Genomic DNA, 23,963 nt, shown 5'->3' with positions numbered 1-23,963 from the left:
TTACTTGACTTGTATATTATATAAACTTAAAATCCATTTGTCAAGCATTTTAATCAAAAAAGAAGTGCTTTTTTGCACTTCTAATTTTTATAATTTTCACTAATAAAATTCTTTTTTCAAACTTCTACTGAATAATTTGTCGATTTCTTCTTCACATTTCGAATTTTCGTACAAAACTTTGTACACTGCATTGTTTATTGGTAAATCCAAATTCATTTTGTCTGCTTTAATCTTAATAGCCTTTACAGTGTAGTATCCTTCAGCTAATTTATCGTATTTTTCTGATTTCGCATACATTTCACCGAACATTCTGTTGTGAGAGTATTGTGAGAACACTGTCGCCTCGTAATCTCCCAAATGACAAAGTCCGTATGCACTTAGCTCTTTGCCTCCTGAAGCTTTAATAAACCTTGCAACTTCTCTGCAACCTCTACTCATCAAAGCTCCCTTCAAAGAGCTTATTTTCATTCCGTCCAACATTCCTGCAGCAATTCCAATTACGTTTTTGTAAGCTGCACCGATTTCATTTCCAATCAAATCTTGGCCATAATAAAATCTAATCAAATCTGAACTGTAATTTTCAATCAACATTTCTTTTACATCTTCATCTTCCGAATCAATTACCATACAATTTGGAACATTGCGGTAAAATTCTTGTGGATGGCCAGGTCCAATCCAAGCTGCAACTTTATTTGATTTATCCATAATTTCTTTGCACACTTCTGATAATCTTTTTCCAGTCGAAATCTCAATTCCCTTCATATTAGTAACGATAATTTTATCCTTAATACCAATGGACTTAAGTTCTTCACACACACTTCTAAAACCTTGTGCATTTATACTAACATGAATAACATCGCATTCTTTTGCTCTTGTGATATCATCGGTTAATTCCAAATCATCTTGTAAAGTTATAATTCCATTGGTACGACTTTTCTTGAAGTTTTCGAAATCTTCAGTTCCATTCAAACCATACAACAAAACTTCATGACCAATTTTTTTCAAATACCAAGCGATGAAACTTCCCCATCTGCCAGGCCCAATAACCATAATTTTCATCATATACCTCTTTATTTCTTTTTGTTAGATTTCTTATTATTTTCTTTATTAATAGCTCTCATTCTAATCATATTCATCCACAAGAGTGTGTTGTAAATAACAAAAGCAAGATATGTTAAAAACACGTAGACCTTATTAGGATGGTAATAAATCAACATAAATCCTATTAATAAAACTATAAAACTTCCGTATTCAAATTTTGTTCTTTTTCTTTCAAGACTTTTTGGTAAAATCATTTTATTTTGCGATGCATAAACTGCCCACGCAAGTAAAATTAATACCGCTATAATATTGTGTCCTCTAAGCAAAGTCGACACGAAAACTACCATCAAAACATTTGATATCGCCAATATAACATTGTCTGCATTTTTAGTATTATTTTTCATCATATCACCTAGATAAATTATAACATATTAACAAATTTAAAATAATGTAAAATTTTTGCATGAAAATATAAAAAGCCCATTATAAAAGAATTACTTTGATAACAGACTTTTTGAAAATTTTAATTTATTTTTTTACTTTTGTTCCTTGTCTTCTTTCTTCTTTTTTTCGATGTAGGCTTGTTGTTTTTGTTTGATCAAATATTCTGCTGCAATTCCTGGCATTGTCATTGCAATTGGATCAAGAATTTCTTTTAATTCATCTTCTGTTAAGATTTTTTCGTCCAATACGATATTTCTAACTGTGATTCCTGTACTCAATGCACGTTTTGCGATTTCAGCGGACTTCTTGTATCCGATATGAGGAACAAGTGCTGTAACTATTCCTACAGATTTTTCAACGTCGTTTGAAAGTTTTTGTCTGTTTGGTTTAATTCCAAGTATACAATTTTCTCTGAAAGTTTTCACCGCATTAGTTAATATAGATATTGATTCGAATAAACTATCGAACAAAACTGGTTCAAATGCGTTAAGTTCCAATTGTCCATGTTCTGCACACATTGTAACTGTATTATCGTTACCAATAATTCTGAATACAACTTGGTTTACAACTTCTGGAATTACAGGATTTACTTTACCCGGCATAATTGATGAACCATTTTGTCTTGGTGGAAGTTCAATATCTCCTACCATTGTTTTTGGTCCAGAACTCATTAATCTCAAATCACTTGCCATTTTTGACAAACTTACAGCTGTTGATTTTACTGCTGAAGATATTTCTACAAGTCCATCAAGGTTATTAGTTCCATCTATTAAATCTTCTGCTTGATGCAAATCAAATCCTGTTAATTCTGCTAGAATAGGAACTATATTTGTAAAGTAAACTTTGTCTACATTTACACCTGTACCAATCGCAGTTGCTCCCATATTTATGGATTCAATTTGATCTGATGATCTTCTAATTCTTTTGATATCTCTTTTGATTACGGAATAATATGCGTGGAATTCTTGTCCCAATCTAATTGGCACTGCATCTTGAAGTTGAGTACGTCCCATTTTAAGTACATCATCAAATTCTACAGATTTATTAAGCAAAGAAATTTCTAATTGCTTTAATTCGTTTAAGGCTTTTATTAGTAGTCTTAAAGTTGCAATTTTACCTGCAGTTGGAAAAACATCGTTTGTAGATTGACTCATGTTAACGTGATCGTTTGGGTGAACATATTCATAAGTTCCCAATCCTCCACCGAGTTTTTCGTTGGCAATGTTTGCAATAACTTCATTTGCATTCATATTAGCTGTTGTGCCTGCTCCACCTTGAATTGGATCAGTCAAAAATTGATCGTGATATTCTCCTTCAAGAATTTGGTCACATGCGTAAACGATTGCGTTTTTGACATCCTCTCTCATAATTCCTGCTCTGTGGTTTGCAATTGCACAAGCTTTTTTAACTATTGTCAATCCATAAATTAATTCTTCATGTAAAGTTCTCCCTGTTATTGGGAAATTTTCCATTCCTCTTAAAGATTGCACACCGTAATATGCATCTTTTGGAACTTGTTTTTCTCCAACACTATCAGACTCTAATCTGTAATCCATATTAACCCCCAAAAAACGTTTATTTATTACATTACAAATTGATATTAACACTTTTAAAATCCATTGTCAAAATTTTATAAAAATTGATTTTAAAATAAAAATCAGCCGAAATTTTAAAGTTTTAAAAACTTTTTATCGGCTGATAATAGATTTTTTTTTAATTTTATAATCCCAATTCATCTTGTCTCTTACGAAGTTTTGTAATGATATGATCTTCATCCAAATTAACCATGTCGTAAGTAATCAATGTGTCTTTTGGTATATCAACTTTTGCGGTTGTTTTTTCTGTGATGATTGGCATTGGCAACAAATTATTCTCCATTTGATGTTTGTGAGATGTTATTTTACCGAAACAATCGTGTCCACCAATTCCTTCAATTTTTTGGCCTTTTTTGATGTCTCTTTTTGCAACTGTGATTGTATCAGAAACTTGACCGTATTTTGGATAAATTGTTGGTTCTTTTTCTACAATTGCATCGTAAATTGTAAGTGGAGTTTCCAAACTTGTCAAATGATATGGTCTGTACAAAGTATAATTTGGTCCTTTACCCATTGACAAATATTCCATCAAATCGTGAACCTCGTTTGTGTCGTGAGTAACAATTGCAAAAACTCCCGGCGCAACTCCAAATGCAAAATCAACTATATTGTAATTATTTAAAATACCGCCTTGTTCTTTTAATTTGAATTTGTCAGCAATGTCGTGAATGTTTGTTGTAATTCCGTGACAACCCAAAACATCAGGAGTGAATCCCAACGCATTTGCTACAGCTGTAAGTTCAATCATAGTGTTCGTTCCATCTACAAATGATGTCAACATTTTTGGAACCAATCCTTTTGACAATGCTTCTTCTCTTAAAATATCTTCATTAGTGTAATTATCCAATGGATTGTTCTTGCCCTTACCAACAGCTAACAATTTGAATCCCAATCCAAGCGCAAAATCTGACAATTGGATTATAGCGCCTGGTTCATCTCCTGCAGATCCAGTGTATACAACACCTTTTTTCTTCGCCATTTCATTTAAAATTGGTCCTACAACAGCATCACATTCTACATTTAATAAAATAGTATGTTTTTCGTGTTCAATGCTTTCTACTGCAAGTTGTGTTCCAAATGGAGGATTTCCTGTCGCATCAATTACTCCATCAATCATATCTAACTTGTAGCTCAAAGTATAATCATCACTTACAACGAACGAATTATTTTTAATAGCATTTTCTGCAACTTTCAAATCAGTTGTTCTGACAATATCCACATCTTTTACACCTGCTTTTCTCAAAGCAGTCACGCACTTGTCAACGTGTCTATCTATAATAACAGAAGGTCTCATTCCTTTAATTCTACTCAACTGACTTACAAGACCTGATCCCATTTTGCCACAACCAACCAAACCTACTCTAACTTTTTGACCGTGGTTATCTAAGTCAACAAGTTTTCTTTGCATTTTATTCATTTAGCTCTCCTTTTTAATTATGGACATCGCACAAGAATACGCCGATGAAAAAGCCCATTGAAGATTGTATCCACCACAATCTCCGTCGACATCCATAATCTCACCAATAATGTACAGATTTTTAATTTTTTTTGATTCCATAGTAGACGGATTGATTTCATCTGTATCTACTCCACCACAAGTAATTTGACCAGAATCCTCATCCTTGTATCCACTAACACTAAATTCCAAATTTTTAAGCGTGTGTGCTAATTTGTAAATTTCTTCCTTGCTTAGCTCGCACACATTAATATCATAACTTATACCTGCTTGATTCAAAACTTCTTCAATCAAATTGTCGTTAATCAAACCGACCAACAACTCATTTATTTTCTTATAATAATTTAAAGATATTATGTAGATTAAGTGTTCGTACAATTTATTTTCATCCAAATCCACAGTATCTATTCTTATTTTAACATCTAATCCATTATTTTTAGCTCTAATAGCTTCACCTGATAACTGCAAAATAGTTGGCCCACTAATTCCGTAATCAGTAAACAAAACATCGTGATAAAATTCAAAAACTTCTTTTCCGTCCACTACTAACTTTGCATTAGCCTTGAATTTGGTGCCGCTCATTTTTTTGAAACTATCTCCATTAAGCCTTAACTGAACGATACCAGGATGAGTCTTCACGATATTGTGTCCCAATTTTTTCATAAGAATGTATCCATTTCCGTCAGACCCACTTTTCTTGTAAGCCTTAGATCCACAAGCGACTATTAAATAATCAAACTTGTAAATCAAACCATTGGATTTTACTTCAAAAATATCGCCGTTTTTTCTAACATCATCAACGAAACTATCGAAAATAAATTCTACTTCCAGATGATTTGCCAAACACATCATTTGTTTTACGATTGATGAAGCTTGCAGACTTTTTGGGAAAATCTTGCCATTTTCAAGCTCAACTTCGGGAATTCCCATATCATTGAAAAATTCAATAACATCGTAGTTATCAAATTTTTTGATGGCACTGATTGTGAATTTTGGATTTTCGCCATGATAATTCTTGTACGATACATTTCTATTAGTAAAATTGCATCTACCATTACCTGTCGCATAAATTTTCTTCAAAGCGTTGGCGTTTCTTTCGATAACAGTTGTGTCTATGTAATTTTGTTTTAAACTTAATGCCGCAAAAACGCCGCTCGCTCCTGCTCCGATAATTCCTACCTTCATTTTCTCCTCAATTCCCTAAATCGTAATAAATTTGTAACTTATTAACAATAAATATATGATACTATAATGGTAACAATAAATGGTTGTTCATCCTCCTAATATGAACTTGCCAATGTTATTTAAGTAGCAAATCTCTCCCAAAGGTTTGCTACTTTTTTTATTACGATATTTATTCTATCATAAATCATGTGAATTTTTAAAAATGACGATTAATTGTAATAATTTTTGATTTTGACAAACAAAAAGCTCCCACAAAAGTGAGAGCAAAATTTCTATTGTTCAAAATTTTTATTGAAATTTTTCATCCAAGAATTTTATAATATCCATTGATTCATACATTGGCTTTTCATCAATGAAAAGACAAGGTACTTGGTCCATTCCACCTTTTTCGATAAGGTATTTTTCATTAGCCTCATCGGCTTTGATGTCTACTAATTCAACATCCTTAATTCCTTTTTTTTCTATAAATCTTAAAACCTTCTTGCAGAATGGGCAAGTTTCTTTGTAATACAATTTTAAATCCATAATAATCTCCCTTTCGTTAAATTCTTTGATAAAATATATATACCCGATCTAATAATAAATAAACATGAACAAAAGGAGTTTTTATGATAACATATAAAATAGATGTATACATACCAGAAGATTACATAGATTTGTTAATAAAAAAACTAGGTGATGAAAAAATTATAACAATAGGAAATTATGATTACTGTTATACTACATCGAAAGTCAAAGGTCATTTCATGCCCAATAATGTAGCAAATAATTTTTCTGGTGAAAAAAATATTATCAACGAAGTTGACGAAATCAAATTAGAATTTCGCACGACAGAAAATAATATCAAAAAATGTATACAAATTATCGAAGATATTCATCCGTATGAAGAATGCGTGTATGATATTTTCGAAATAAAAAATTTTAAATAATAGGAGATGCAATGGGAACAATTAAAACTATTTGTGGAATTTGTCCTGGACAATGCCATGTAGAATGTGACATGGATGGTAGAAGGATAAAATCCATCAAAAAATCAGACGAAAAACCTTCCGCCCTTTGTTTAAGAGGATTGTATTCAGACGAAATCCTAAACTCACAAGACAGATTGACTGATCCTTTGATCAGAACTGGAGAAAAAGGAACACTAGAATTCAAAAAAGCTTCATGGGATGAAGCTATGGAACTTATCAAAGAAAAATGTTCTAAAATAATTGATGAATACGGCGCAAAATCAATTGCAAGTCATTTTGGTAGAGGCGCATTTGACACAACTACGAACGATTTTATTTCAATTCAAATGCCTAACACTGATAACGGAGGATTCTTATCTCCAATTGGAAGTCCGAACAACGGATCAGTTGGCTCATTATGTTTTGTATCGTTTGGTATATTTGCTCCTCAAACAGTTTTTGGATTAAGTGCACCAAATCTAGTTTGCGATTTGCAAAACACTCAAATGCTTTGTGTGTGGGGTGCCAATCCCAAGACAGATTCTCCTCCATTCTTCTACAACAACATGATAAAAAGAAAAAATGAAGGAATGAAGATTATCGCCGTTGACCATTACAATTCAGATATTATCGAATACGCTGACTACAAATACATCGTCAACAGCGGAACTGATATGGTACTAATTCTTGGAATACTAAATTACTTAAAAGATAAACTTGACCAAGATTTTATCGAAAGATACACTTACGGATACGATGAATTCAAAGAATATTTTACACAATTTGATTTGGAAAAAACATCAGAAATCACAGGACTTGAAGTTGATAAGATAAAAGAGTTGGCAAATTTACTCTTTGACAACACAGTTGCTCTTAAATCATACACAGGACTTGAATATTCACAGTGCGGAGTTCAAACTATACGTTCGTTGTATATTTTGTGGGCTTTATTGGGAAACTTAGATGTTAAAGGCGGACTTTTGATTAATAAGAAAAAGCCAATTAAGAGGGTACAAAACCCACCGAATAATGCAAAAAATATCGAAAAAATCGGTTCAAAAGAATTCCCTCTTTTCGATAAATTAATCGGACAACCTCAATTTACGAAACTTCCACAAGCAATATTAGAATCCGATCCTTATCCAATAAAAGGTCTAATCAATTTAGGTTCATGTATGTCTGTAAATTATCCAAACAGTCAACTTTTCAGAAAAGCATTAAAAAGCTTAGATTTCTTTGTAACTTGTGACAGATTTATGACCGAAGATGCATACTTTGCAGATGTCATCCTCCCTGCTACAACTTATTACGAAGAAGACCGCTACGCAATATATCCCGACCACATCGAAATCAAAGAAAAATTAGTCGAACCTTTGGGCAATTCTCTTCCAAATATTTTTATTTTGAAAAAAATTGCAGATGCATTAGGATTTGGTGAATACTATCCTGAAAATTTCGATGATTTATTGGATAAAGCTTTCTATCACACACCAGAAATTTTAAAAGAATTGAAAGAAAATGGTGTATATCATTTCGACAAAAAGCCTGAAGTGTCTTATGAAAAATACGATTCATTTAATACAGAAACTGGAAAAATCGAAATCCACTCAAAATTTTTAGAAAAATATGGATTCTCACCTATTCCTGTTTATGACGATGGATTTGAAAATGAGCACGAAAAATCAGAAAAATTATCCAAATATCCATTTACTATGAACACAGGCGCAAGAATTCATACGACATTTAGAACGCAACATTTGAACATCGATGGATTATTAAATCATCAAGAATATCCACAAGTTATAATGAATGAAGATGATGCTAAGGAATTAGGAATTGAAAATATGGATTTGGTTGAAGTCTACAACGATAGAGCGAGTGTAATACTTCAAGCAGTTACTAATAATATGTCAAATCGTCACGATTTGGAAATAAATGTTGGTGGTGGTTCATTTATTCAAGATGACAAATGGAAAGATGCGAATATTAATATGTTAATCGATAATGAAATCTTCGATCCTATTTCAGGATTTCCAGTTTTCAAAAGACAACATTGCAATATTAGAAAAGTTAAATAAAAGGAAAAACCTTCTGTGTAATAATTTAACACAGAAGGTATTTTTTTAGAAAAATTTCAAACAAACAAATGCTGTTAGAACTGCTAATATAATTGTTAGTCCAACATTTTCTTTCAAATAAGCTATAATAATCGCTACGATTGAAGCTACAATTGTAGGAATTAGCATTTCACTTGAAGCTGTCAGAATTCCTCTTATAACCATAATACTTAATGATGTATATGGTATTATGTTTAAAAATTCGGCAGTTTGTCTAGAAAGTTGTTTTCCTTTTAAATATTTAAGAGGTATTATCTTAGGAACAGCTGTAACTAAGCTACATAATAAAATTAAAATTATATTATACATTTTGACCTCTTTTCATAATTACTTTCAATCCGATGTATGATGACAATAAAATTGCTAAGATTATATCCCATCCAGATGGTATAAATTTCAAATAAAAAATAATTGCATAAGTTATTACACCAATCAAACTAACTACCAAACCATTGGAACTTTTCTTAATAGATGGTACTACAAGTGCGATAAACATCGCAGTAAGTCCGACTTCAAGTGATGTTTGGACTGATTTTGGCATTAATTGTCCTATCAAATATCCAACCGGTGTAAATATTCCCCACGCCAAATAAGGTCCAAATTCAACTGCCAACGCAAATTCTGTGTTAAGTTTATCTTTGTTAAAACTCATCACCGAAAATGCTTCATCTGTCAACATAAATCCAACAGCAGGAAGAGCTTTAGGATTTACGTTTTCTGTATGAATTCCCAAAGAAGTCGACATTATGAACAGTCTTAAATTCAATAAAAATACCGACAGCACGATAGAAAACATACCCACTCCTGCACCTAACAATTCAACTGCCATGAATTGCGCTGCTCCAGAATAGAAAACAAAAGAAAACAAAGTCGAATCCAACATGCTAATGTTTTGACCTTTGCACAACAATCCAAAAGCCATTGCAATAGGAATATATCCCAACATAATTGGAGTCGAAAATTTGATTGCTTCTTTAATTCTATTTGAATCCATTAAATTTTCCTCCATTCCATTTTTATTACAAACATTTAAACGTAAGAAATCATAATCTACAAGATTTGCAGATTATGATTATTTTATTTCTCTTCTATCCAAAATAGCTTTGTACAAGCTCATTTCGTCATAATATTCCAAATTAGCTCCCAATGGTACTCCCATCGCAATTCTGGAAACTTTTACGTTATATTCTTCATTTTTAAGAACTTCTATTATGAAGTTAGTTGTTAAATCTCCGTTAGTTGTTGGTGATAATGCTAGGATAACTTCCTTTACATAATCTTTTTTGCATCTCAAAAACAAATTTTCCAAATTCAAATCTTGTGGAGAGATATTATCTCTTGGAGATAATAATCCTCCTAATACGTGATATTTCCCGTTGTATTCGCCAGTTTTTTCAATTGAAATTACATTCATTGAATCTTCAACTACAGTTATAATACTATTATCTCTTTTTTGATCGGAACATATATCACACAATTTTTTATCAGTAAGATTTCCACAATTAGCACACGGTCTAATATTAGCCTTTACATTTACAATACTTTCTACAAGCTCATCGACTTTTTTTTGATCCATGTCTATAATTCTATAAGCTAATCTTCTCGCACTTTTTCTGCCAATAGTTGGCAAATTCGACAAATTTTTAATCAATTCGTCCATTGCTTTAGGGTATAGTGACAAAATTATCCCCCCTTATTTAGAATCCTGGAATATTAATTCCTCCAGTGATTTTACCAAGTTCAGACTCACTCATGTCTAATACTTTTTTAATGGCGTCGTTAACAGCAACCATAACCATGTCTTGAAGCATTTCAACATCGCCGTCTTTTATCAAATCTTCATCTATTTTAATAGAAACTATTTCTTTTTTTCCATTAGCAACAACTTCAATAGCTCCTCCACCACTAGTTGCAGTAACTTCAGTTTCCTCTAATCTTTTTTGAGTTTCTTCCATTTGTCTTTGCATTTTTTGCATTTGTTTCATCATGTTTCCCATGTTTCCCATGCCAGGCATTCCGCCTCTAAATTTATTTCCCATAATTCCTCCTATTTTTCAATTATTTGGACATTTTTTCCAAACAAATTCTGTAATTTTTTAACGCTTTCGTTTCCTTTTTCCTCTTTCTCATTATCAATTTGCAAATCTAAAACCTTGAAATCGTAATGTGGTTTAAGCAACTGTTCAATAACTTTTTTGTGAGGAAGCAAAGTATACAAATACAACTGATTAGTCTTCAAAATCAGTCTATCATTTTCCAAACTAGCATTGATATCATCAGCTAATTCTTTAGGAATTTTGTCGAATTCTCTTAAAACTTCTCTTAGTTTTCCAAATGAATCCTCATTTTCGACAACTTCTTCTACCTTATCGTCGATTTTTTCATCAATCTTTATTATATCATTTTTATCAGATAATTCATCTTGTTTTGCTTCTTTTTTTGAAGATTTTTGTGAAATTTCTATTTTTTTATCGATTTTCTCGTCAAATTCTGATAGTTCTTTTGTAGAATTGATTTTAATTCCATTTTGTTCAATATTATTGAGCTTATCTTCCAACGTATTCACTCTAGCAATCAAATCATCATAATCGATGTAATCTATAAGTCGCATAACCAAAATTTCAAGAAGAGCTTTTTGATTATCCGCCTGTTTTAATTTTTTCTGATGCTCAATTATGATCGACATGCTTTCTACTATTTGCCTATTAGTGATTAATTCAGATTGTGCATTATAATCATCATTGTATTGAGTGTTATTCTGCCTAATTTTTTCAAGTCCATTTTTTGATAGCAACAAGTTTCTAAAATGATTCAACAACTCATCCATAACATTTTCGACAGGTTTGTTATGTGATATTGTGTACAAATTACCCAAAACTTCTGTAGCATCTTTTTTTATTATGCTATTAACAAGTTTGAAGATTCCTTTATTGTCAACAATACCAAGTATACCATTTATATCTTGTTTTGTTATATTTTCTTTTTCAATGCTTAAAACTTGATCCAAAATAGATAATGCATCTCTCATTGCTCCATCCGCTTTATTAGCAATGAGTTCAATCGCATCGTCATCCATTTTTCTATTCAAATCGTTCAAAATGTATTTTATATTATCCGAAATATCCTTGGAATTTATCATTTTGAATTCGTAACGTTGACATCTGGATAAAATAGTTTGTGGAATCTTATCTATTTCTGTCGTAGCTAAAATGAACACCAAATGTTTTGGTGGCTCTTCCATGATTTTAAGTAATGCATTGAATCCTTCATTAGTAATCATGTGAGCTTCGTCTATAATATAGACTTTATATTTGAGTTTTGTAGGTGGATAAATTACTTTATCACGTAGTTCTCTGATATCGTCAATTCTTCTGTTACTAGCAGCATCCATTTCAACGATATCTAATGTGGATTCTTCCAACGAACTCAGACAATTTTCGCATTTGTTACAAGGATTTCCATCTTGTAAATCTAAACAGTTAATAGCTCTCGCAAAAATTTTCGCACAACTTGTTTTACCAGTTCCTCTTGAACCTGAAAAAATGTATGCGTGCGAAATATTTTTCGTTTCAATTTGATTTTTTAAAATATCAGTTATATGTTTTTGTCCGTAAACTTTGTCAAAAGTATCCGGCCTATATTTTCTATAAATAGCTTGCATAAGTACCTCGGTTTCATTGTTAAACAACGAGTAATTTTTTCAATTTTAATATAATTTAAACACAATTAAATCTTTTTATATTATACCATATTTGATAAATCTTGAATTCATAGTAAAATAGTAATAGAAATTTTATTTTTAAAGGGGGATTTTTATGATAAAAAATATTGACCCATTTTTATTGACTATGTTAGGGTTGATATTGCCTGGACTTCTTACTGGAGTCGGTGCAATTCCCGTTTTTTTCACTAGAAATGTTAATCAAGGTAAGTTAGATGTATTTTTAGGGGCAGCTGCAGGTGTCATGCTTTCTGCAACTTGTTTTTCATTAATTTTACCTAGTATCGAAGAAAACGGTGGAGGTTTTAGAGGAGTTTTAATCTCGTCACTTGGAATTTTAGCAGGAGCTGTATTTTTAGATTTAATCGACAAATACTCTCCACACGAACATTTATTGGATAAAAGAGTTGAAGGAAATCCTTCAGATTCTTTGAAAAAAATATGGCTATTTGTAATTGCAATTACAATTCACAATTTCCCAGAAGGTATGGCAACTGGAGTTGGCTTTGGTGGAAATTCAATAGCACACGGTCTTCCTATCGCAATAGGAATTGGTTTACAAAATATGCCTGAAGGTTTGGCGGTTGCTTTGGCTTTGGTCAGAGAAAATTATACTGTGAAAAAAGCTTTTTTAATAGCATTATTTACAGGATTAGTAGAACCTGTCGGAGCATTTTTAGGCTACGGACTTGTAACTTGGTTCTCACCTATTTTAGGATTTATTTTGGCTTTTGCAGGTGGCGCAATGCTTTTTGTAATTAGCGACGAAATTATTCCAGAAACTCATAGCAATGGATACGAACGCCAAGCGACTTACGGAATTATAATTGGATTTATCATAATGATGATATTAGATGTTGCTCTTGGCTAAATAAAAAAAGCGGCTACTATAAAAGTAGTCGCTAATTTTTTGTTATAATGCTTGAATAGCTGCCATAGTTACATAGTTGTATGGTTGGTTGTAATGTGGCAAGAAGAATATATCAGTAAGAGCTAGTTTGTCGATTGTAACGTGTTCTTGAATTGCCAAGCTGAACATGTGAATCATCATTGAAATATCATATTCACTCATTATTTGACAACCTTTTATTTCGCGTGAATTTTTGTCGTAAACAATTCTGATAGTAACTTCTTTGTTGTTTTCTTCCATAAATGGTGGCTTTTGTAAATCTGTGAAATCAGTGTATTCAACTTCCATTCCCAATTTTTCAGCATTTCTAACTGTTAAACCTGTTGATACCATGCACAAATCGTAAATCTTAATTCCGTTTGATCCTTGCACACCGTTTGATTCTAATTTTGTTCCACAAACATTGTGACCAGCTACTATACCACTTCTTACAGCATTTGTAGCCAATGCAACGTATTCAAATTTTCCTGTTGCGTTGTTGAAAATAACTGTTGAATCTCCAACTGCAAATACATTTTCATCAGAAGTTTGTTGATGTTTGTCAGTGATTATTGCTTTATGATCGTTTAATTTCAAATGATCTTTTGCAAGTGAGCTGTTTGGTTTGAATCCTATAGACATTATTACCATGTCACAATCGTATTCACCTTTATCAGTTATAACCTTATTTACTTTGCCATCAGTTCCTTCTAATTTTACAACTTCTTCATTAAATACTAAATTTACACCGTGATCTCTTAGGTTATTTTCCATTTTTTTGCAGAATTTATCATCGTAATAGCCTCTTAACACCGTATCTCCGTGTTCAATCAATGTAGATTCTTTTCCTAATCTCTTGAAAGCTTCTGCAAGTTCTGTTCCTATGTAGCCAGCTCCTACTACTACAACTTTTTTGATTTCTTCGTGATTTATCTTGTCAATAACTGATTGTGCATCTTGGAAAATTTTAACTTTTTGAACATTTTCCAAATCCATTCCTTCGATGTCTGGTAAAATTGGTTGAGATCCTGTAGCTAATACCAATTTGTCGTAAGATTCTTGAATTTCTTTTCCGTCTTTGTCCTTTGCATAAACAATTTTTTTGTCGTAGTCAATGTTGTCTACTTTTGTTTCCATGTGAACCGTAGCACCTTTTTGTTCGAAAACTTCTTTGCTACAATAAAATAATTTTTCTGGACCTTTAATTTGTTTTCCAATCCACAATGCCATTCCACATCCTAAGAATGAAATATTGGAGTTTTGATCAAAAATTACTAATTCTTCATCTTTGTAATTGTCCAATATTGTGTTTGCACAAGCTGTACCTGCATGGTTAGCTCCAATTAAAACTATTTTACTCATTATGTTTCCTCCTTTTTTTATTTCCTACTAATGTTGTAGGATTAATAAGTAAAAAATTTTTGTTTGTTATTTAACAAATCTTACGCTATAATTATATCAAATTTGTAATCATTTTTCAATAGGCAAACTATTTCTTTTTTTCAAAGTTCATATATAATAGTATTATGGAGGTAGAAAATTGAACAATTTAAAATACTTAAAATTACTTGCAAAAGAATTTCCTACGATTGAACAAGCAGCCAACAAAATAATTAGTTTGACTTCTCTGTCAGTTTTGCCAAAAGGCACAGAGTACTTTTTATCTGATTTGCACGGACAATATGATAGCTTCAATAGAATTATAAAAAGTGCTTCAGGTAATACTAGAATTAAAATTGACCTTGAATTCAAAGACAAATTATCTGAATCAAGAAAAAATCAGTTGGCCAATTTAATTTACGACCCTAAGACGATTATAAATATAACAAAGGAAAACGATGAATACACAGAAACATGGATTAGAGATACCATTTTTTATCTAATAAGAATAGCAAAACGAGTTGCGAGCAAATATTCCAGACAAAAAGTCAGAAACCAGACTCCTTTTTATTACAGAGATTTGATTGATGAAATGCTCAACATTCAGTATGAATCTTTAAACAAAAAAGAATATTTTAACCAACTTTTGGATAGTATCATTAAAATAGAAGTTAGTGAAAATTTTATAATAACTTTGTGTGAATTAATTCAAGATTTAAATATCGACTGGCTTCACATAGTAGGAGATATTTTCGACAGAGGAAAAAGACCAGACATTATTATGGATACATTAATTGCAAAAAAAGATGTGGATATTCAATACGGAAACCACGATGTAACATGGATTGGTGCATATCTTGGAAGTTATGTAAATGCATGCAATGTTGTTAGAAATGCTATAAGTTATAATAATTTTCAATCTTTGGAAGATGGCTACGGAATTAATTTGAGATTATTATCTACTTTGGCAGATGAATCATACTATGACGATCCTTGCGAAAGATTCAAAGTTAGAATCTTGGATGATAATAAACACTCAGAAACGGATTTGCTACATGCGGCAAGAATGCATAAGGCTATTTCAATCATTCAATTCAAATTGGAGAACCAACTTTTTAAGAGAAATCCAGAATTTGAACAATTGGACAGATTATATCTAGAAAGAATCGACTTTAAAAATGGAATTTACAAGGATGCAAATGGTAAAGCTCATGCGCTTTTGGATATAAAATTCCCTACAGTTGATCCTGAAAACCCTCTTGAATTAACTCCAAGTGAACAAGAAGTTGTCGAATGCATTTCAAAATCATTCAGAACAAGTCACAGATTAAAAGAACACATGGACTTTTTATTCTCTTATGGTTCAGTGTATAAAATCGCAAATAGCAATTTGCTTTTCCATGGATGTATTCCTATGAACAAGGACGGAAGTTTTGAAGAATTTACGTATCAATCTAACACATACAGCGGCAAATCGCTTTTAGATTTCTTTGAAGGAATTATAAATTCGGCAAGAAACATGGATGACAATGATCCTGACAGGCAAACTGCGTTGGACTTTTTCTGGTACATGTGGTGTGGTCCAAAATCACCAATGTTTGGAAAAAGCAAAATATCAACATTTGAAAACTTCTTCATCACTGACAAAGATGTCAGAAAAGAAGTAAGTAATCCTTATTTCAGTTTAAGTAAAATCGAAAAATACGCAGATAAAATATTCGAAGAATTCAATATGAACCCTGAAACTTCTCACATAATTAACGGCCATGTCCCAGTTAAAAGCATCAACGGAGAAAAACCAGTGTCTGCTAATGGCAAAACTTATGTAATTGATGGTGGAATTTCCGAAGCCTATCAAAAGAAAACTGGAATTGCTGGCTACACATTGACATTTAATTCTCATCACTTGGCAATAGCAAAGCACAAGAATTTCCAAGTTATGGAATCAGTTCATGGTGCATATACACCAGAAGTTACAATTACAGAAGAATTTCCAAAAAGAATGCTCATAAAAGATACAGATGAAGGAGAAGAAATCCTTGAGCTTATCGAAGATTTAGAAAGTTTAATCGATGCATATAGAAGCGGAACAATTCAACAAAATTCAAATTAATAGAAATTAAAAAAACTAATCTTGGAAATCCAAGATTAGTTTTTCTTATAATACACCAAATTTATTAAATGGAAAATATCTCAAAAAAGCTCTTCCTACTATGTCTTTTTTGTTTATCGGTCCGAATATTCTGCTATCATTTGATTCTCGAGGAAGTCTATTATCCCCCAATACAAAATATTCATCTTCACCTAATTCCCATTTTGTTTTATCTCCAGAAACAAGAGTAGTCTGACTACTAGTATAATTTTCATTCAATTGTTCATTATTAACGTACACTTTATTGTTTTTTAATTCAACAGTATCTCCAGGTAATGCTACAATTCTTTTGATATAATCGCGACCAGATTTATCCGGTGCGTGAAGTTCTATAATATTACCTCGTTTTAATTTGTTTTTGAAAATTCCCATTCTGTTGACGAAAATTCTATCTCCTTGTTCAATTGTAGGATTCATGCTATTTCCCTCAACATGAGTTGTACTAATAACAAAATTTCTAAGCAGTAATGCCAATACAATCGCAATTCCTATTACAAATAACCACTCAAAAAAAGATTTTGCTTTTTCTGTCATATTAACGATCCTTTCTAATTTTTACTAATTTGATTATAATACGAATCAATAAATGTGTAAAGGTCTATAATTTGTTGTAGTATTTTAAAATTATTTTTAAAAATTATGAATTAAAAACTTCTCTATCCAATTCGCCTTCGCTTGCTGCAACTATAACTGCAGAAGAACCTGCTGCTGTAACATTTGTAGCAGTTCTACCCATATCTGCAAGCATTGAAATAGGGCTCATCAATACAACCATTTCAACGGGAAGTCCCATTGCTGCGAATACTGCTGTAGTAGTAATTGTTGCAGTTCCTGGAACTCCAACAGTACCCAATGACACTGCTAATGCTACTAATACAAGCATCACATATTGTCCAAATGAATAATGAATTCCCATAACATTAATTGTCAAAATAGCTGACAATACAGGCCAGAATCCTGCACAACCTGGCATACCAACAGTTGAACCGGTCGAAGCAACAAAAGTTGCTATCTTTTCAGAAACACCCAATTTGTCTCTTAAATTTTCAGTATTTGCTGGAATACATCCAACTGATGATTGTGTTGAGAATGCAATCAATTGAACTGGCCAGAATTTTTTGAAGAATTTTAATGGATTTACTTTTGCAAATATCGCCAAAAGAGCACTAGTTGTAATATAAGAGTGGAAAATCGATGCAACATAAGTTAATATCAACACGACTATCAATGGCATCATACTAGCCATATCAGTTCTACTAACCGCGTTTGCCATCAAAGCCAATACTGCGTATGGAGTAAAATCTATAATCATTCCTGTAAATCTAAAAATTACTGCCGCAGCTGAATCGATAAAACTTAAAAATGGTTTTGCTCTTTCTCCTTCTCCTCTTTCTTCTAATTGTAAAATCGCCAATCCCAAAAGAACAGAGAAAATAATTATAGGAACAACTTTTGCTTCTGCTGCATTTCCTAAAACATTATCTGGGAAGAAATTTACAAAAGTTTCTGCAAAAGTTGGAACTTCCTTAGCTTTTGCATCTGCTGCTAAAGTCAATGAACTTCCTTGTCCAATTTTGAATGCTACCCCTAAAATCAAACCTATAAGTGAACCTAAGACATTGTGTAAACTTAAAATACCGATTGTTTTCGTTCCAATCTTTTTCATTTTTTCTATACTTTCCAAAGAAACTACAGTGCTAACTATTGATGTAAATAATAATGGAATTACTATTGCAAATAATAAATTTGCATAGATAGATCCAAATACTTTTACATATTCTGTGTTTCCTTTAAAAATAAATCCTACTATTATACCTAAAATTGCAGCTAAAATTGTTCTTGTACCAAAATTCATTTTCTTCTTAGCCATGAACATCAATAAAGCAAACAATACTAAAGTAACTGCTAATGCTACGAATTTCATCTAAACACCCCTTTTTTATTTTATAGTTATATATTATAGTATATTGAGCACAATTTTCAAATTAAATTTTAACTTTTGTAAATTTTATTTAATTCACTATGGACATTATTAAGTAATTTTGAAATTTATTACGATTTTTTTTAATAAAATTATCGTACCGCAAAAATACGTATCCCTAATACTACAAATGAAAATCGTTTGATATTTTGTGAAACTATTATTAAATTTTTATTATCGAATTATATATATAAATTATTTAATTTTTGTAATATTTTCTCACAAAAAAAGTCAGAGGTTAGAAATCTCTGACTTAAAATCTATTCATACATTTTTAATAAAACATCTTCAGCTTTTATTGGAAGAGTATCAAAAGTGCAACCAATTGCATTCAATATCGCTCCATTAATAGCTGGTGCAGGTGTGTTTGAAACTATTTCTCCGATTGATTTTGCTCCGAATGGACCTGTTGGTTCATAACTTTCACAAAAATCAACATGAATATTTCCAATGTCTTTTCTTGAAGGCAAATTATACGAAATAAAAGAATGTTCTTTTAATCTTCCTTCATCATCCCACAATGAATCTTCATACAAGGCATATCCTATAGATTGCCCAATTCCGCCTTCGACTTGAACCGTAGCTAATTTAGTATTCATCACAGTTCCACAGTCTACAACTGCCGCATAATCTTCTACTTTGATTTCTCCTGTTAATTTATCAATACTAATTTTTACAAATCCTGCCATATATGGTGGTGGTGATGTTTTTGAATCGAAATTTCCTACTCCGATTAATTGCATACCATTTGGACCAGTTGACAAATCTCTCGCCAAATCTTTAATTGCAATTAATTTCTTATTTTGCAAATAAACTGCTTGATCTCTGATTTCTAACCATTCAACAGAAGTTTCAAATCTCATTGCAACACGTTTTTTGATTTTGTTTAATAAATTTTCGCAAGCACGAACAACTGCTCCACCAGTTATATACACACCACTTGATGCGTAACTACCAGGATCGTATGGAGTTATATCAGTATCTGCAATTATCGGAATTATATTGTCCATTCCGCATTGCAACACTTCGTTTGCCAAATTCACCATTATAGAATCAGTGCCTTGTCCAACATCTGTAGGACTCATCAACAATGTATAATCGCCTTGTTCGTTTAATCTCACTTCAACTGTTGAAGTGTCGACATTTTGAATTCCGCTTCCTTGTTGGGCGATTGCCATTCCAACTGAAATTATTTTATCTTTTTCTTCTTTGAACGGATAATATTTATCCCATTCAATCATTTCTCTTCCCTTTTCGATACATTCATTTAATTTGCAACTTTTGACATCTATTCCGTAAGCAAGAGTTTTTTCTCCTTCTCGAACAGTGTTTTTAAGTCTTAGTTCAACAGGATCCATGTTTAATTCTTTGGCTAATTTGTTTACCATAGATTCTAATGCAAATGTTCCTTGAACTGCACCGTAACCACGGAAAGCTCCACCAGGAAGTTTATTAGTGTAGACAACTTGTCCGAAAAATCTCGCGGCTCTCATTCTACTGTATAACGGAAGAGTTTTGTTACCAACCAAATTCAAAGTAGTAAATGCATGATATCCATATGCTCCTTGATCAGATAGTGCATAAATATCACACGCTTCAATCGTCCCATCTTTTTTCGCACCAATTTTTACTTTAACTTTCATTTGGTGACGAGAATTTGAAGCTTCAAAAGTTTCTTCCCTGTCAAATACAAGAATTGATGGCTTTCCTGTCTTCAACGTTACAAATCCAGGATAAATTTCTGTGACACTTGTTTGTTTACCACCGAATCCTCCACCAACTCTTGGCTTTATAATTCTGATTCTTGAATCGCTAATTCCAAGAGCAACGGACAATTGTCTTTTGATATGAAATGGAACTTGTGTAGATGAAATGCAACACAATCTATCAAATTGATCCATGTAGCAATACGATCTGTAAGTTTCCATCATACAATGCGCTTGTGCTTTTGTTGTAAAAGTATCTTCCAATACAACATCACACTCACTCATTACCTTGTCAATATCTTCTCCCCATGATTCTTTCTTTTCACCAACAAGATTTCTTTTCGTATTGTAACCGAAAACTTTCGTTGGACCATTAAAGAACACGTCTTCTTCGTGAACTACGATTTCGTTATCGATAGCTTTCGTGTAATCAAGTAGTGGCTCTTTTACATCGTATTTTATTTTGATTCTCTTCATAGCTTGATTACAAACTTTTTCGTTAACTCCAACAACGATTGCTACAGGCTCTTTCATGTATCTTATATTTTTTGATAAAATCGACATATCGTATGGACTTGGTTCTGGATAAGATTGTCCTGCCAAAGTAAATTTATTATCAAAAACATCCTCATAAGTGTACACTGCAACAATTCCATCCATCGCTTCTGCCTTTGATTTGTCGATTTCTAAAATTTCGCATCTCGCATAAGGACTTCTCATCAACTTAATTATTAGTGCATTAGAATCTTTTAAATCTTCTGTGTAGACAGGTTTACCAGTAACTAATGAATTTGAATCTATTTTCTTGAAATCTTTATTTATCTTCATCATCAATCTCCAAATATTTCTTAATAGCTCTCATTTGAGATGCATAACCTGTACATCTACATAAATTTCCCATCAAATAATCTTCGATTTCTTCATCTGTAGGATTTTTGATTGTTTTCTTCAAACTCAAAACATTCATAATGAATCCTGGTGAACAAAAACCACATTGTTCCCCGCCTTCTTCAGTCAAAAGTTCTCCGAATTTTCTTTGGCTTTCAGATATTCCCTCCAAAGTTGTAATCTTTTTGCCTTCACATCTCAATGCTAAAATAGAACAAGAAAGTACTGGAACATCATCCAGCCAAACAGTGCATAAACCACAATTTGATGTCGTACAACCGCACTTTACCGATTTATATCCTAAATCGCGAAGAACGTTGTACAATGTAGTATCACAATCAACACTAGCTATATGATTTTTATTGTTAACATTTAATTCTATAATCATTGCAATTCACCTAACGCTTTTCCCAATAATCCAACAAATAAAAGTTTTCTGTATTTTTTCTTCGCCTTGTTATTTGACCCAATAAATTCATCTATTAATTCCAATGTTTTTTCCCTGTCAAATCCATTAGAATTAATCTCATCAGAAACATCTCTCATAACCATTGCTTTTTGAGGTCTCGCGCCAAATACTACCTTGTATTTCCCATCTATTTTAGAAACTGCTACAATAGCAATTGGAAAATCCTTGCAGCAAATTCTTTGAACAATTTGAGTGCAATGTATATCTTTGTTAGGAATTATAACTTCAACTAATAAGTCCTTCTTTATATCAGAATTCAAAAATTCTTCAACACTCATTACACCATTATTGTACAATCTAACCTTTGCATCTAGTAATAATAAAATAGGCAAAAAATCAGAAAAAGCATATCTTGAAAACACACTTGCACCTACTTGTGCAGTATTTCTTAGTTGAGTTGACACAATTCTTTTCAAAGATTTAGGAATAATTCCATCGCAAAATTCTTTTAAGAAATCATTGTATTCCAAATCTCTATATGTAGTAGTTGCTCCGATTTTTATTTCATCATCTTCAACTTTTATGTAATTTAAATCTAATTTTGACAAATCAATCCCAACATTGTAAGAACGACAGCCTGCTTTAAGAAAATGACATCCACCCAAAATTTTATTCATTTTTGATTTCATCAATAACTCATAAGCTTCATCCAATGTTTCTGGACTTTTGAAATCTCTTAATGTAAACATAACCACTCCTTGATTTTAATCAGTCTTTATTATATCACAAAAATAGCCGGTTATCTTTTGACAACCGACTAACATTTAATTTTCCAGCCCTTTTAAAAACTTTTCTGCTAATTTGTGATAAGTGAAATTCTCTTCAATTGCTTTTCTACCGTTTTTGCCCATTTGGTTTAATGTTTCTTCATCTAAATTCACAAACTTTTCTATTCCTTTTTTCAATTCTTCCAAGTTTTCAGACTCAACATTTATCCCACAATTATAATCTACTATATAATTATTAGGAGCATTAATTGCATAGATAATAGGTTTTGCACCCATCATGGAGTCAAATAATTTGTTCATACATACTCCATATCTGAACATATCATTATCCATCGCAGCAACATAAGTAGCATCAATGTAATTGAACAAATCTGGAATTGATGTCTTCGATATAGAATCCAAGAAATAAATACTATCTTCGTATTTGGAGTATTTTTCCATCAATTCTTTCTTGTAAATTCCACCACCAATGAATACTGCAGCCACATCATCATTATCAATACAAGCTTTTGCCAAATTATCTAAACAATAAGATTTTGTGTGACTTCCGAAAAAGCATATAACTTTCTTTCCTTCGCTGTGGATTTTGTCGAAAATCTTCACATAATCTTCTGGAATTTTATCGTAATTTTCCCATTCAGATTCTACGATACCATTTGGAACGTGGAAGAATTTTTCGGCTTTCATTCCATGCTTAATCAAATAATCTTTTGCTGCAGGAAGCAATGAACACACATAATCTGAGTTCTTGCAGAAAGAATTCTCTCCTATTTGCATCATCACTACAAAAGGATGGTATTTGGGCATATTCCCAACTTCTATCAATGTTATTGGCCACATATCGTGAATCTCATGTACCAATTTGATATCTTTTTTAATTTTTTTCATTTTTTGGCCAGCAAAAGTATCCAATGGATAAGTCGAAGAAGTAATTACCACATCAGGATTTTCATTTTCAACAATATCTCTAGCGTTTTTTCTTAATGTTGATACAAATCTGAACATACTCATGGCTCTTTTTACACCATTTCCATCGTATTCTCCAGTTTTAATCCACATATATTTTATCCCATCAATAATTTCTGTTTGAAAATTTTCTGAAACTTCTGGATTTTTTCTTCTCAAGTGAGAATAATCACCTGCGATTATCGTCACATTGTGACCCATTTTAACCCATTCACTAGCCAAATAATAAGTTCTAAACTCCATTCCCATTTCAGGAGAACCTGCATAATGGTTAATATATAAAATATTCATTAAT

At 31.9% G+C, this 23,963-nt stretch carries 22 protein-coding genes; 4 read left to right on the top strand and 18 right to left on the bottom strand.

Annotated features, from left to right (window positions below):
* Window positions 1-99: 99 nt before the first annotated feature.
* From ACU68Y_RS05840 to ACU68Y_RS05815, 6 genes are all read right to left on the bottom strand, one after another.
* Entirely contained in the window at window positions 100-1,059 is a 960-nt protein-coding gene (locus tag ACU68Y_RS05840) for an NAD(P)H-dependent glycerol-3-phosphate dehydrogenase (protein ID WP_035112240.1), read from the bottom strand.
* A gap of 11 nt (window positions 1,060-1,070) precedes the next feature.
* The gene (locus ACU68Y_RS05835; protein ID WP_002838620.1) at window positions 1,071-1,445 is read right to left on the bottom strand and encodes a hypothetical protein; all 375 of its coding nucleotides are present in this window, start codon (window positions 1,443-1,445) and stop codon (window positions 1,071-1,073) included.
* A 132-nt stretch (window positions 1,446-1,577) separates the two neighbouring features.
* Entirely contained in the window at window positions 1,578-3,041 is a 1,464-nt protein-coding gene (locus ACU68Y_RS05830; RefSeq protein ID WP_446755297.1) for an aspartate ammonia-lyase, read from the bottom strand.
* A 163-nt stretch (window positions 3,042-3,204) separates the two neighbouring features.
* Window positions 3,205-4,497 (bottom strand): NAD(P)H-dependent oxidoreductase, encoded by a 1,293-nt coding sequence (locus tag ACU68Y_RS05825; protein WP_002838629.1) that lies wholly within the window; start codon window positions 4,495-4,497, stop codon window positions 3,205-3,207.
* Window positions 4,498-5,721 (bottom strand): NAD(P)/FAD-dependent oxidoreductase, encoded by a 1,224-nt coding sequence (locus ACU68Y_RS05820; RefSeq protein ID WP_446755298.1) that lies wholly within the window; start codon window positions 5,719-5,721, stop codon window positions 4,498-4,500. It abuts the gene before it with no gap.
* Window positions 5,722-6,009: 288 nt separating this feature from the next.
* Window positions 6,010-6,246 carry a glutaredoxin family protein gene (locus ACU68Y_RS05815; protein WP_002838591.1) on the bottom strand — a complete coding sequence of 79 codons (237 nt, stop codon included), beginning with the start codon at window positions 6,244-6,246 and terminating at the stop codon, window positions 6,010-6,012.
* Window positions 6,247-6,329: 83 nt separating this feature from the next.
* Here ACU68Y_RS05815 and ACU68Y_RS05810 point away from each other — a divergent pair, with 83 nt between their 5' ends.
* Together ACU68Y_RS05810 and ACU68Y_RS05805 are read left to right on the top strand one after the other, a co-directional pair.
* Complete coding sequence (locus tag ACU68Y_RS05810) at window positions 6,330-6,650, top strand: hypothetical protein (protein ID WP_446755299.1); 321 nt, start codon at window positions 6,330-6,332, stop codon at window positions 6,648-6,650.
* Window positions 6,651-6,661: 11 nt separating this feature from the next.
* On the top strand, window positions 6,662-8,749 hold the full coding sequence (locus ACU68Y_RS05805) for a molybdopterin-containing oxidoreductase family protein (protein WP_446755300.1): 2,088 nt from the start codon (window positions 6,662-6,664) through the stop codon (window positions 8,747-8,749).
* A gap of 45 nt (window positions 8,750-8,794) precedes the next feature.
* On the opposite strand, the gene ACU68Y_RS05800 is transcribed toward ACU68Y_RS05805, so the two are convergent.
* The 5 genes from ACU68Y_RS05800 to dnaX all read right to left on the bottom strand — a co-directional run bounded on the left by ACU68Y_RS05800 (window position 8,795) and on the right by dnaX (window position 12,449).
* Window positions 8,795-9,097, bottom strand: coding sequence for an AzlD domain-containing protein (locus ACU68Y_RS05800; RefSeq protein ID WP_002838595.1), 303 nt, complete (start codon window positions 9,095-9,097; stop codon window positions 8,795-8,797).
* The gene (locus tag ACU68Y_RS05795; protein WP_012290456.1) at window positions 9,090-9,782 is read right to left on the bottom strand and encodes an AzlC family ABC transporter permease; all 693 of its coding nucleotides are present in this window, start codon (window positions 9,780-9,782) and stop codon (window positions 9,090-9,092) included. Before ACU68Y_RS05795 ends, ACU68Y_RS05800 begins: the two co-directional genes overlap by 8 nt.
* A gap of 78 nt (window positions 9,783-9,860) precedes the next feature.
* Window positions 9,861-10,469, bottom strand: coding sequence for a recombination mediator RecR (gene recR, locus ACU68Y_RS05790; protein ID WP_446755301.1), 609 nt, complete (start codon window positions 10,467-10,469; stop codon window positions 9,861-9,863).
* A gap of 16 nt (window positions 10,470-10,485) precedes the next feature.
* Window positions 10,486-10,827: a YbaB/EbfC family nucleoid-associated protein gene (locus ACU68Y_RS05785; protein ID WP_311433146.1), complete on the bottom strand. Its 342-nt coding sequence runs from the start codon at window positions 10,825-10,827 to the stop codon at window positions 10,486-10,488.
* Between the two features lie 8 nt (window positions 10,828-10,835).
* Window positions 10,836-12,449: a DNA polymerase III subunit gamma/tau gene (gene dnaX / locus ACU68Y_RS05780; RefSeq protein ID WP_446755302.1), complete on the bottom strand. Its 1,614-nt coding sequence runs from the start codon at window positions 12,447-12,449 to the stop codon at window positions 10,836-10,838.
* A 154-nt stretch (window positions 12,450-12,603) separates the two neighbouring features.
* Here dnaX and ACU68Y_RS05775 point away from each other — a divergent pair, with 154 nt between their 5' ends.
* On the top strand, window positions 12,604-13,380 hold the full coding sequence (locus ACU68Y_RS05775) for a ZIP family metal transporter (RefSeq protein ID WP_002838593.1): 777 nt from the start codon (window positions 12,604-12,606) through the stop codon (window positions 13,378-13,380).
* 42 nt (window positions 13,381-13,422) lie between these two features.
* Here the strand turns inward: ACU68Y_RS05775 and nox are convergent, their stop codons facing one another.
* The gene (gene nox, locus ACU68Y_RS05770) at window positions 13,423-14,760 is read right to left on the bottom strand and encodes a H2O-forming NADH oxidase (RefSeq protein ID WP_446755303.1); all 1,338 of its coding nucleotides are present in this window, start codon (window positions 14,758-14,760) and stop codon (window positions 13,423-13,425) included.
* A 178-nt stretch (window positions 14,761-14,938) separates the two neighbouring features.
* On the opposite strand from nox, the gene ACU68Y_RS05765 reads away from it, so the two are divergent.
* A complete protein-coding gene (locus ACU68Y_RS05765) occupies window positions 14,939-16,891 on the top strand; it encodes a fructose-1,6-bisphosphatase (protein ID WP_002838639.1) in 1,953 nt (650 codons plus the stop codon).
* A 45-nt stretch (window positions 16,892-16,936) separates the two neighbouring features.
* Here ACU68Y_RS05765 and lepB read toward each other — a convergent pair whose 3' ends face one another.
* The 6 genes from lepB to ACU68Y_RS05735 form a co-directional block, all read right to left on the bottom strand.
* Entirely contained in the window at window positions 16,937-17,464 is a 528-nt protein-coding gene (lepB, locus tag ACU68Y_RS05760) for a signal peptidase I (protein WP_002838654.1), read from the bottom strand.
* Between the two features lie 103 nt (window positions 17,465-17,567).
* Entirely contained in the window at window positions 17,568-18,854 is a 1,287-nt protein-coding gene (locus ACU68Y_RS05755; RefSeq protein WP_002838615.1) for a dicarboxylate/amino acid:cation symporter, read from the bottom strand.
* A gap of 317 nt (window positions 18,855-19,171) precedes the next feature.
* Window positions 19,172-21,445, bottom strand: a complete 2,274-nt coding sequence (locus ACU68Y_RS05750; protein WP_232501044.1) for a xanthine dehydrogenase family protein molybdopterin-binding subunit — start codon at window positions 21,443-21,445, stop codon at window positions 19,172-19,174.
* Window positions 21,432-21,893: a (2Fe-2S)-binding protein gene (locus tag ACU68Y_RS05745; RefSeq protein ID WP_002835357.1), complete on the bottom strand. Its 462-nt coding sequence runs from the start codon at window positions 21,891-21,893 to the stop codon at window positions 21,432-21,434. Before ACU68Y_RS05745 ends, ACU68Y_RS05750 begins: the two co-directional genes overlap by 14 nt.
* Complete coding sequence (locus ACU68Y_RS05740) at window positions 21,890-22,663, bottom strand: FAD binding domain-containing protein (protein ID WP_446755304.1); 774 nt, start codon at window positions 22,661-22,663, stop codon at window positions 21,890-21,892. Before ACU68Y_RS05740 ends, ACU68Y_RS05745 begins: the two co-directional genes overlap by 4 nt.
* A 75-nt stretch (window positions 22,664-22,738) precedes the next feature.
* Window positions 22,739-23,959 carry a glycosyltransferase family 4 protein gene (locus tag ACU68Y_RS05735; RefSeq protein ID WP_035110921.1) on the bottom strand — a complete coding sequence of 407 codons (1,221 nt, stop codon included), beginning with the start codon at window positions 23,957-23,959 and terminating at the stop codon, window positions 22,739-22,741.
* Window positions 23,960-23,963 lie beyond the last annotated feature (4 nt).

Source organism: Finegoldia sp. P1-F-LS, assembly GCF_052932205.1.
Note: the sequence above shows the minus strand (reverse complement) of the source record. Positions and strands in the feature narration are given on the sequence as shown.

Bases quoted from the DNA above. Each gene is read 5' to 3' on its own strand.
- ACU68Y_RS05840 (WP_035112240.1), bottom strand. From the start codon at position 1,059: ATGAAAATTATGGTTATTGGGCCTGGCAGATGGGGAAGTTTCATCGCT.
- ACU68Y_RS05835 (WP_002838620.1), bottom strand. From the start codon at position 1,445: ATGAAAAATAATACTAAAAATGCAGACAATGTTATATTGGCGATATCA.
- ACU68Y_RS05830 (WP_446755297.1), bottom strand. From the start codon at position 3,041: ATGGATTACAGATTAGAGTCTGATAGTGTTGGAGAAAAACAAGTTCCA.
- ACU68Y_RS05825 (WP_002838629.1), bottom strand. From the start codon at position 4,497: ATGAATAAAATGCAAAGAAAACTTGTTGACTTAGATAACCACGGTCAA.
- ACU68Y_RS05820 (WP_446755298.1), bottom strand. From the start codon at position 5,721: ATGAAGGTAGGAATTATCGGAGCAGGAGCGAGCGGCGTTTTTGCGGCA.
- ACU68Y_RS05815 (WP_002838591.1), bottom strand. From the start codon at position 6,246: ATGGATTTAAAATTGTATTACAAAGAAACTTGCCCATTCTGCAAGAAG.
- ACU68Y_RS05810 (WP_446755299.1), top strand. From the start codon at position 6,330: ATGATAACATATAAAATAGATGTATACATACCAGAAGATTACATAGAT.
- ACU68Y_RS05805 (WP_446755300.1), top strand. From the start codon at position 6,662: ATGGGAACAATTAAAACTATTTGTGGAATTTGTCCTGGACAATGCCAT.
- ACU68Y_RS05800 (WP_002838595.1), bottom strand. From the start codon at position 9,097: ATGTATAATATAATTTTAATTTTATTATGTAGCTTAGTTACAGCTGTT.
- ACU68Y_RS05795 (WP_012290456.1), bottom strand. From the start codon at position 9,782: ATGGATTCAAATAGAATTAAAGAAGCAATCAAATTTTCGACTCCAATT.
- ACU68Y_RS05785 (WP_311433146.1), bottom strand. From the start codon at position 10,827: ATGGGAAATAAATTTAGAGGCGGAATGCCTGGCATGGGAAACATGGGA.
- dnaX (WP_446755302.1), bottom strand. From the start codon at position 12,449: ATGCAAGCTATTTATAGAAAATATAGGCCGGATACTTTTGACAAAGTT.
- ACU68Y_RS05775 (WP_002838593.1), top strand. From the start codon at position 12,604: ATGATAAAAAATATTGACCCATTTTTATTGACTATGTTAGGGTTGATA.
- nox (WP_446755303.1), bottom strand. From the start codon at position 14,760: ATGAGTAAAATAGTTTTAATTGGAGCTAACCATGCAGGTACAGCTTGT.
- lepB (WP_002838654.1), bottom strand. From the start codon at position 17,464: ATGACAGAAAAAGCAAAATCTTTTTTTGAGTGGTTATTTGTAATAGGA.
- ACU68Y_RS05755 (WP_002838615.1), bottom strand. From the start codon at position 18,854: ATGAAATTCGTAGCATTAGCAGTTACTTTAGTATTGTTTGCTTTATTG.
- ACU68Y_RS05750 (WP_232501044.1), bottom strand. From the start codon at position 21,445: ATGAAGATAAATAAAGATTTCAAGAAAATAGATTCAAATTCATTAGTT.
- ACU68Y_RS05745 (WP_002835357.1), bottom strand. From the start codon at position 21,893: ATGATTATAGAATTAAATGTTAACAATAAAAATCATATAGCTAGTGTT.
- ACU68Y_RS05740 (WP_446755304.1), bottom strand. From the start codon at position 22,663: ATGTTTACATTAAGAGATTTCAAAAGTCCAGAAACATTGGATGAAGCT.
- ACU68Y_RS05735 (WP_035110921.1), bottom strand. From the start codon at position 23,959: ATGAATATTTTATATATTAACCATTATGCAGGTTCTCCTGAAATGGGA.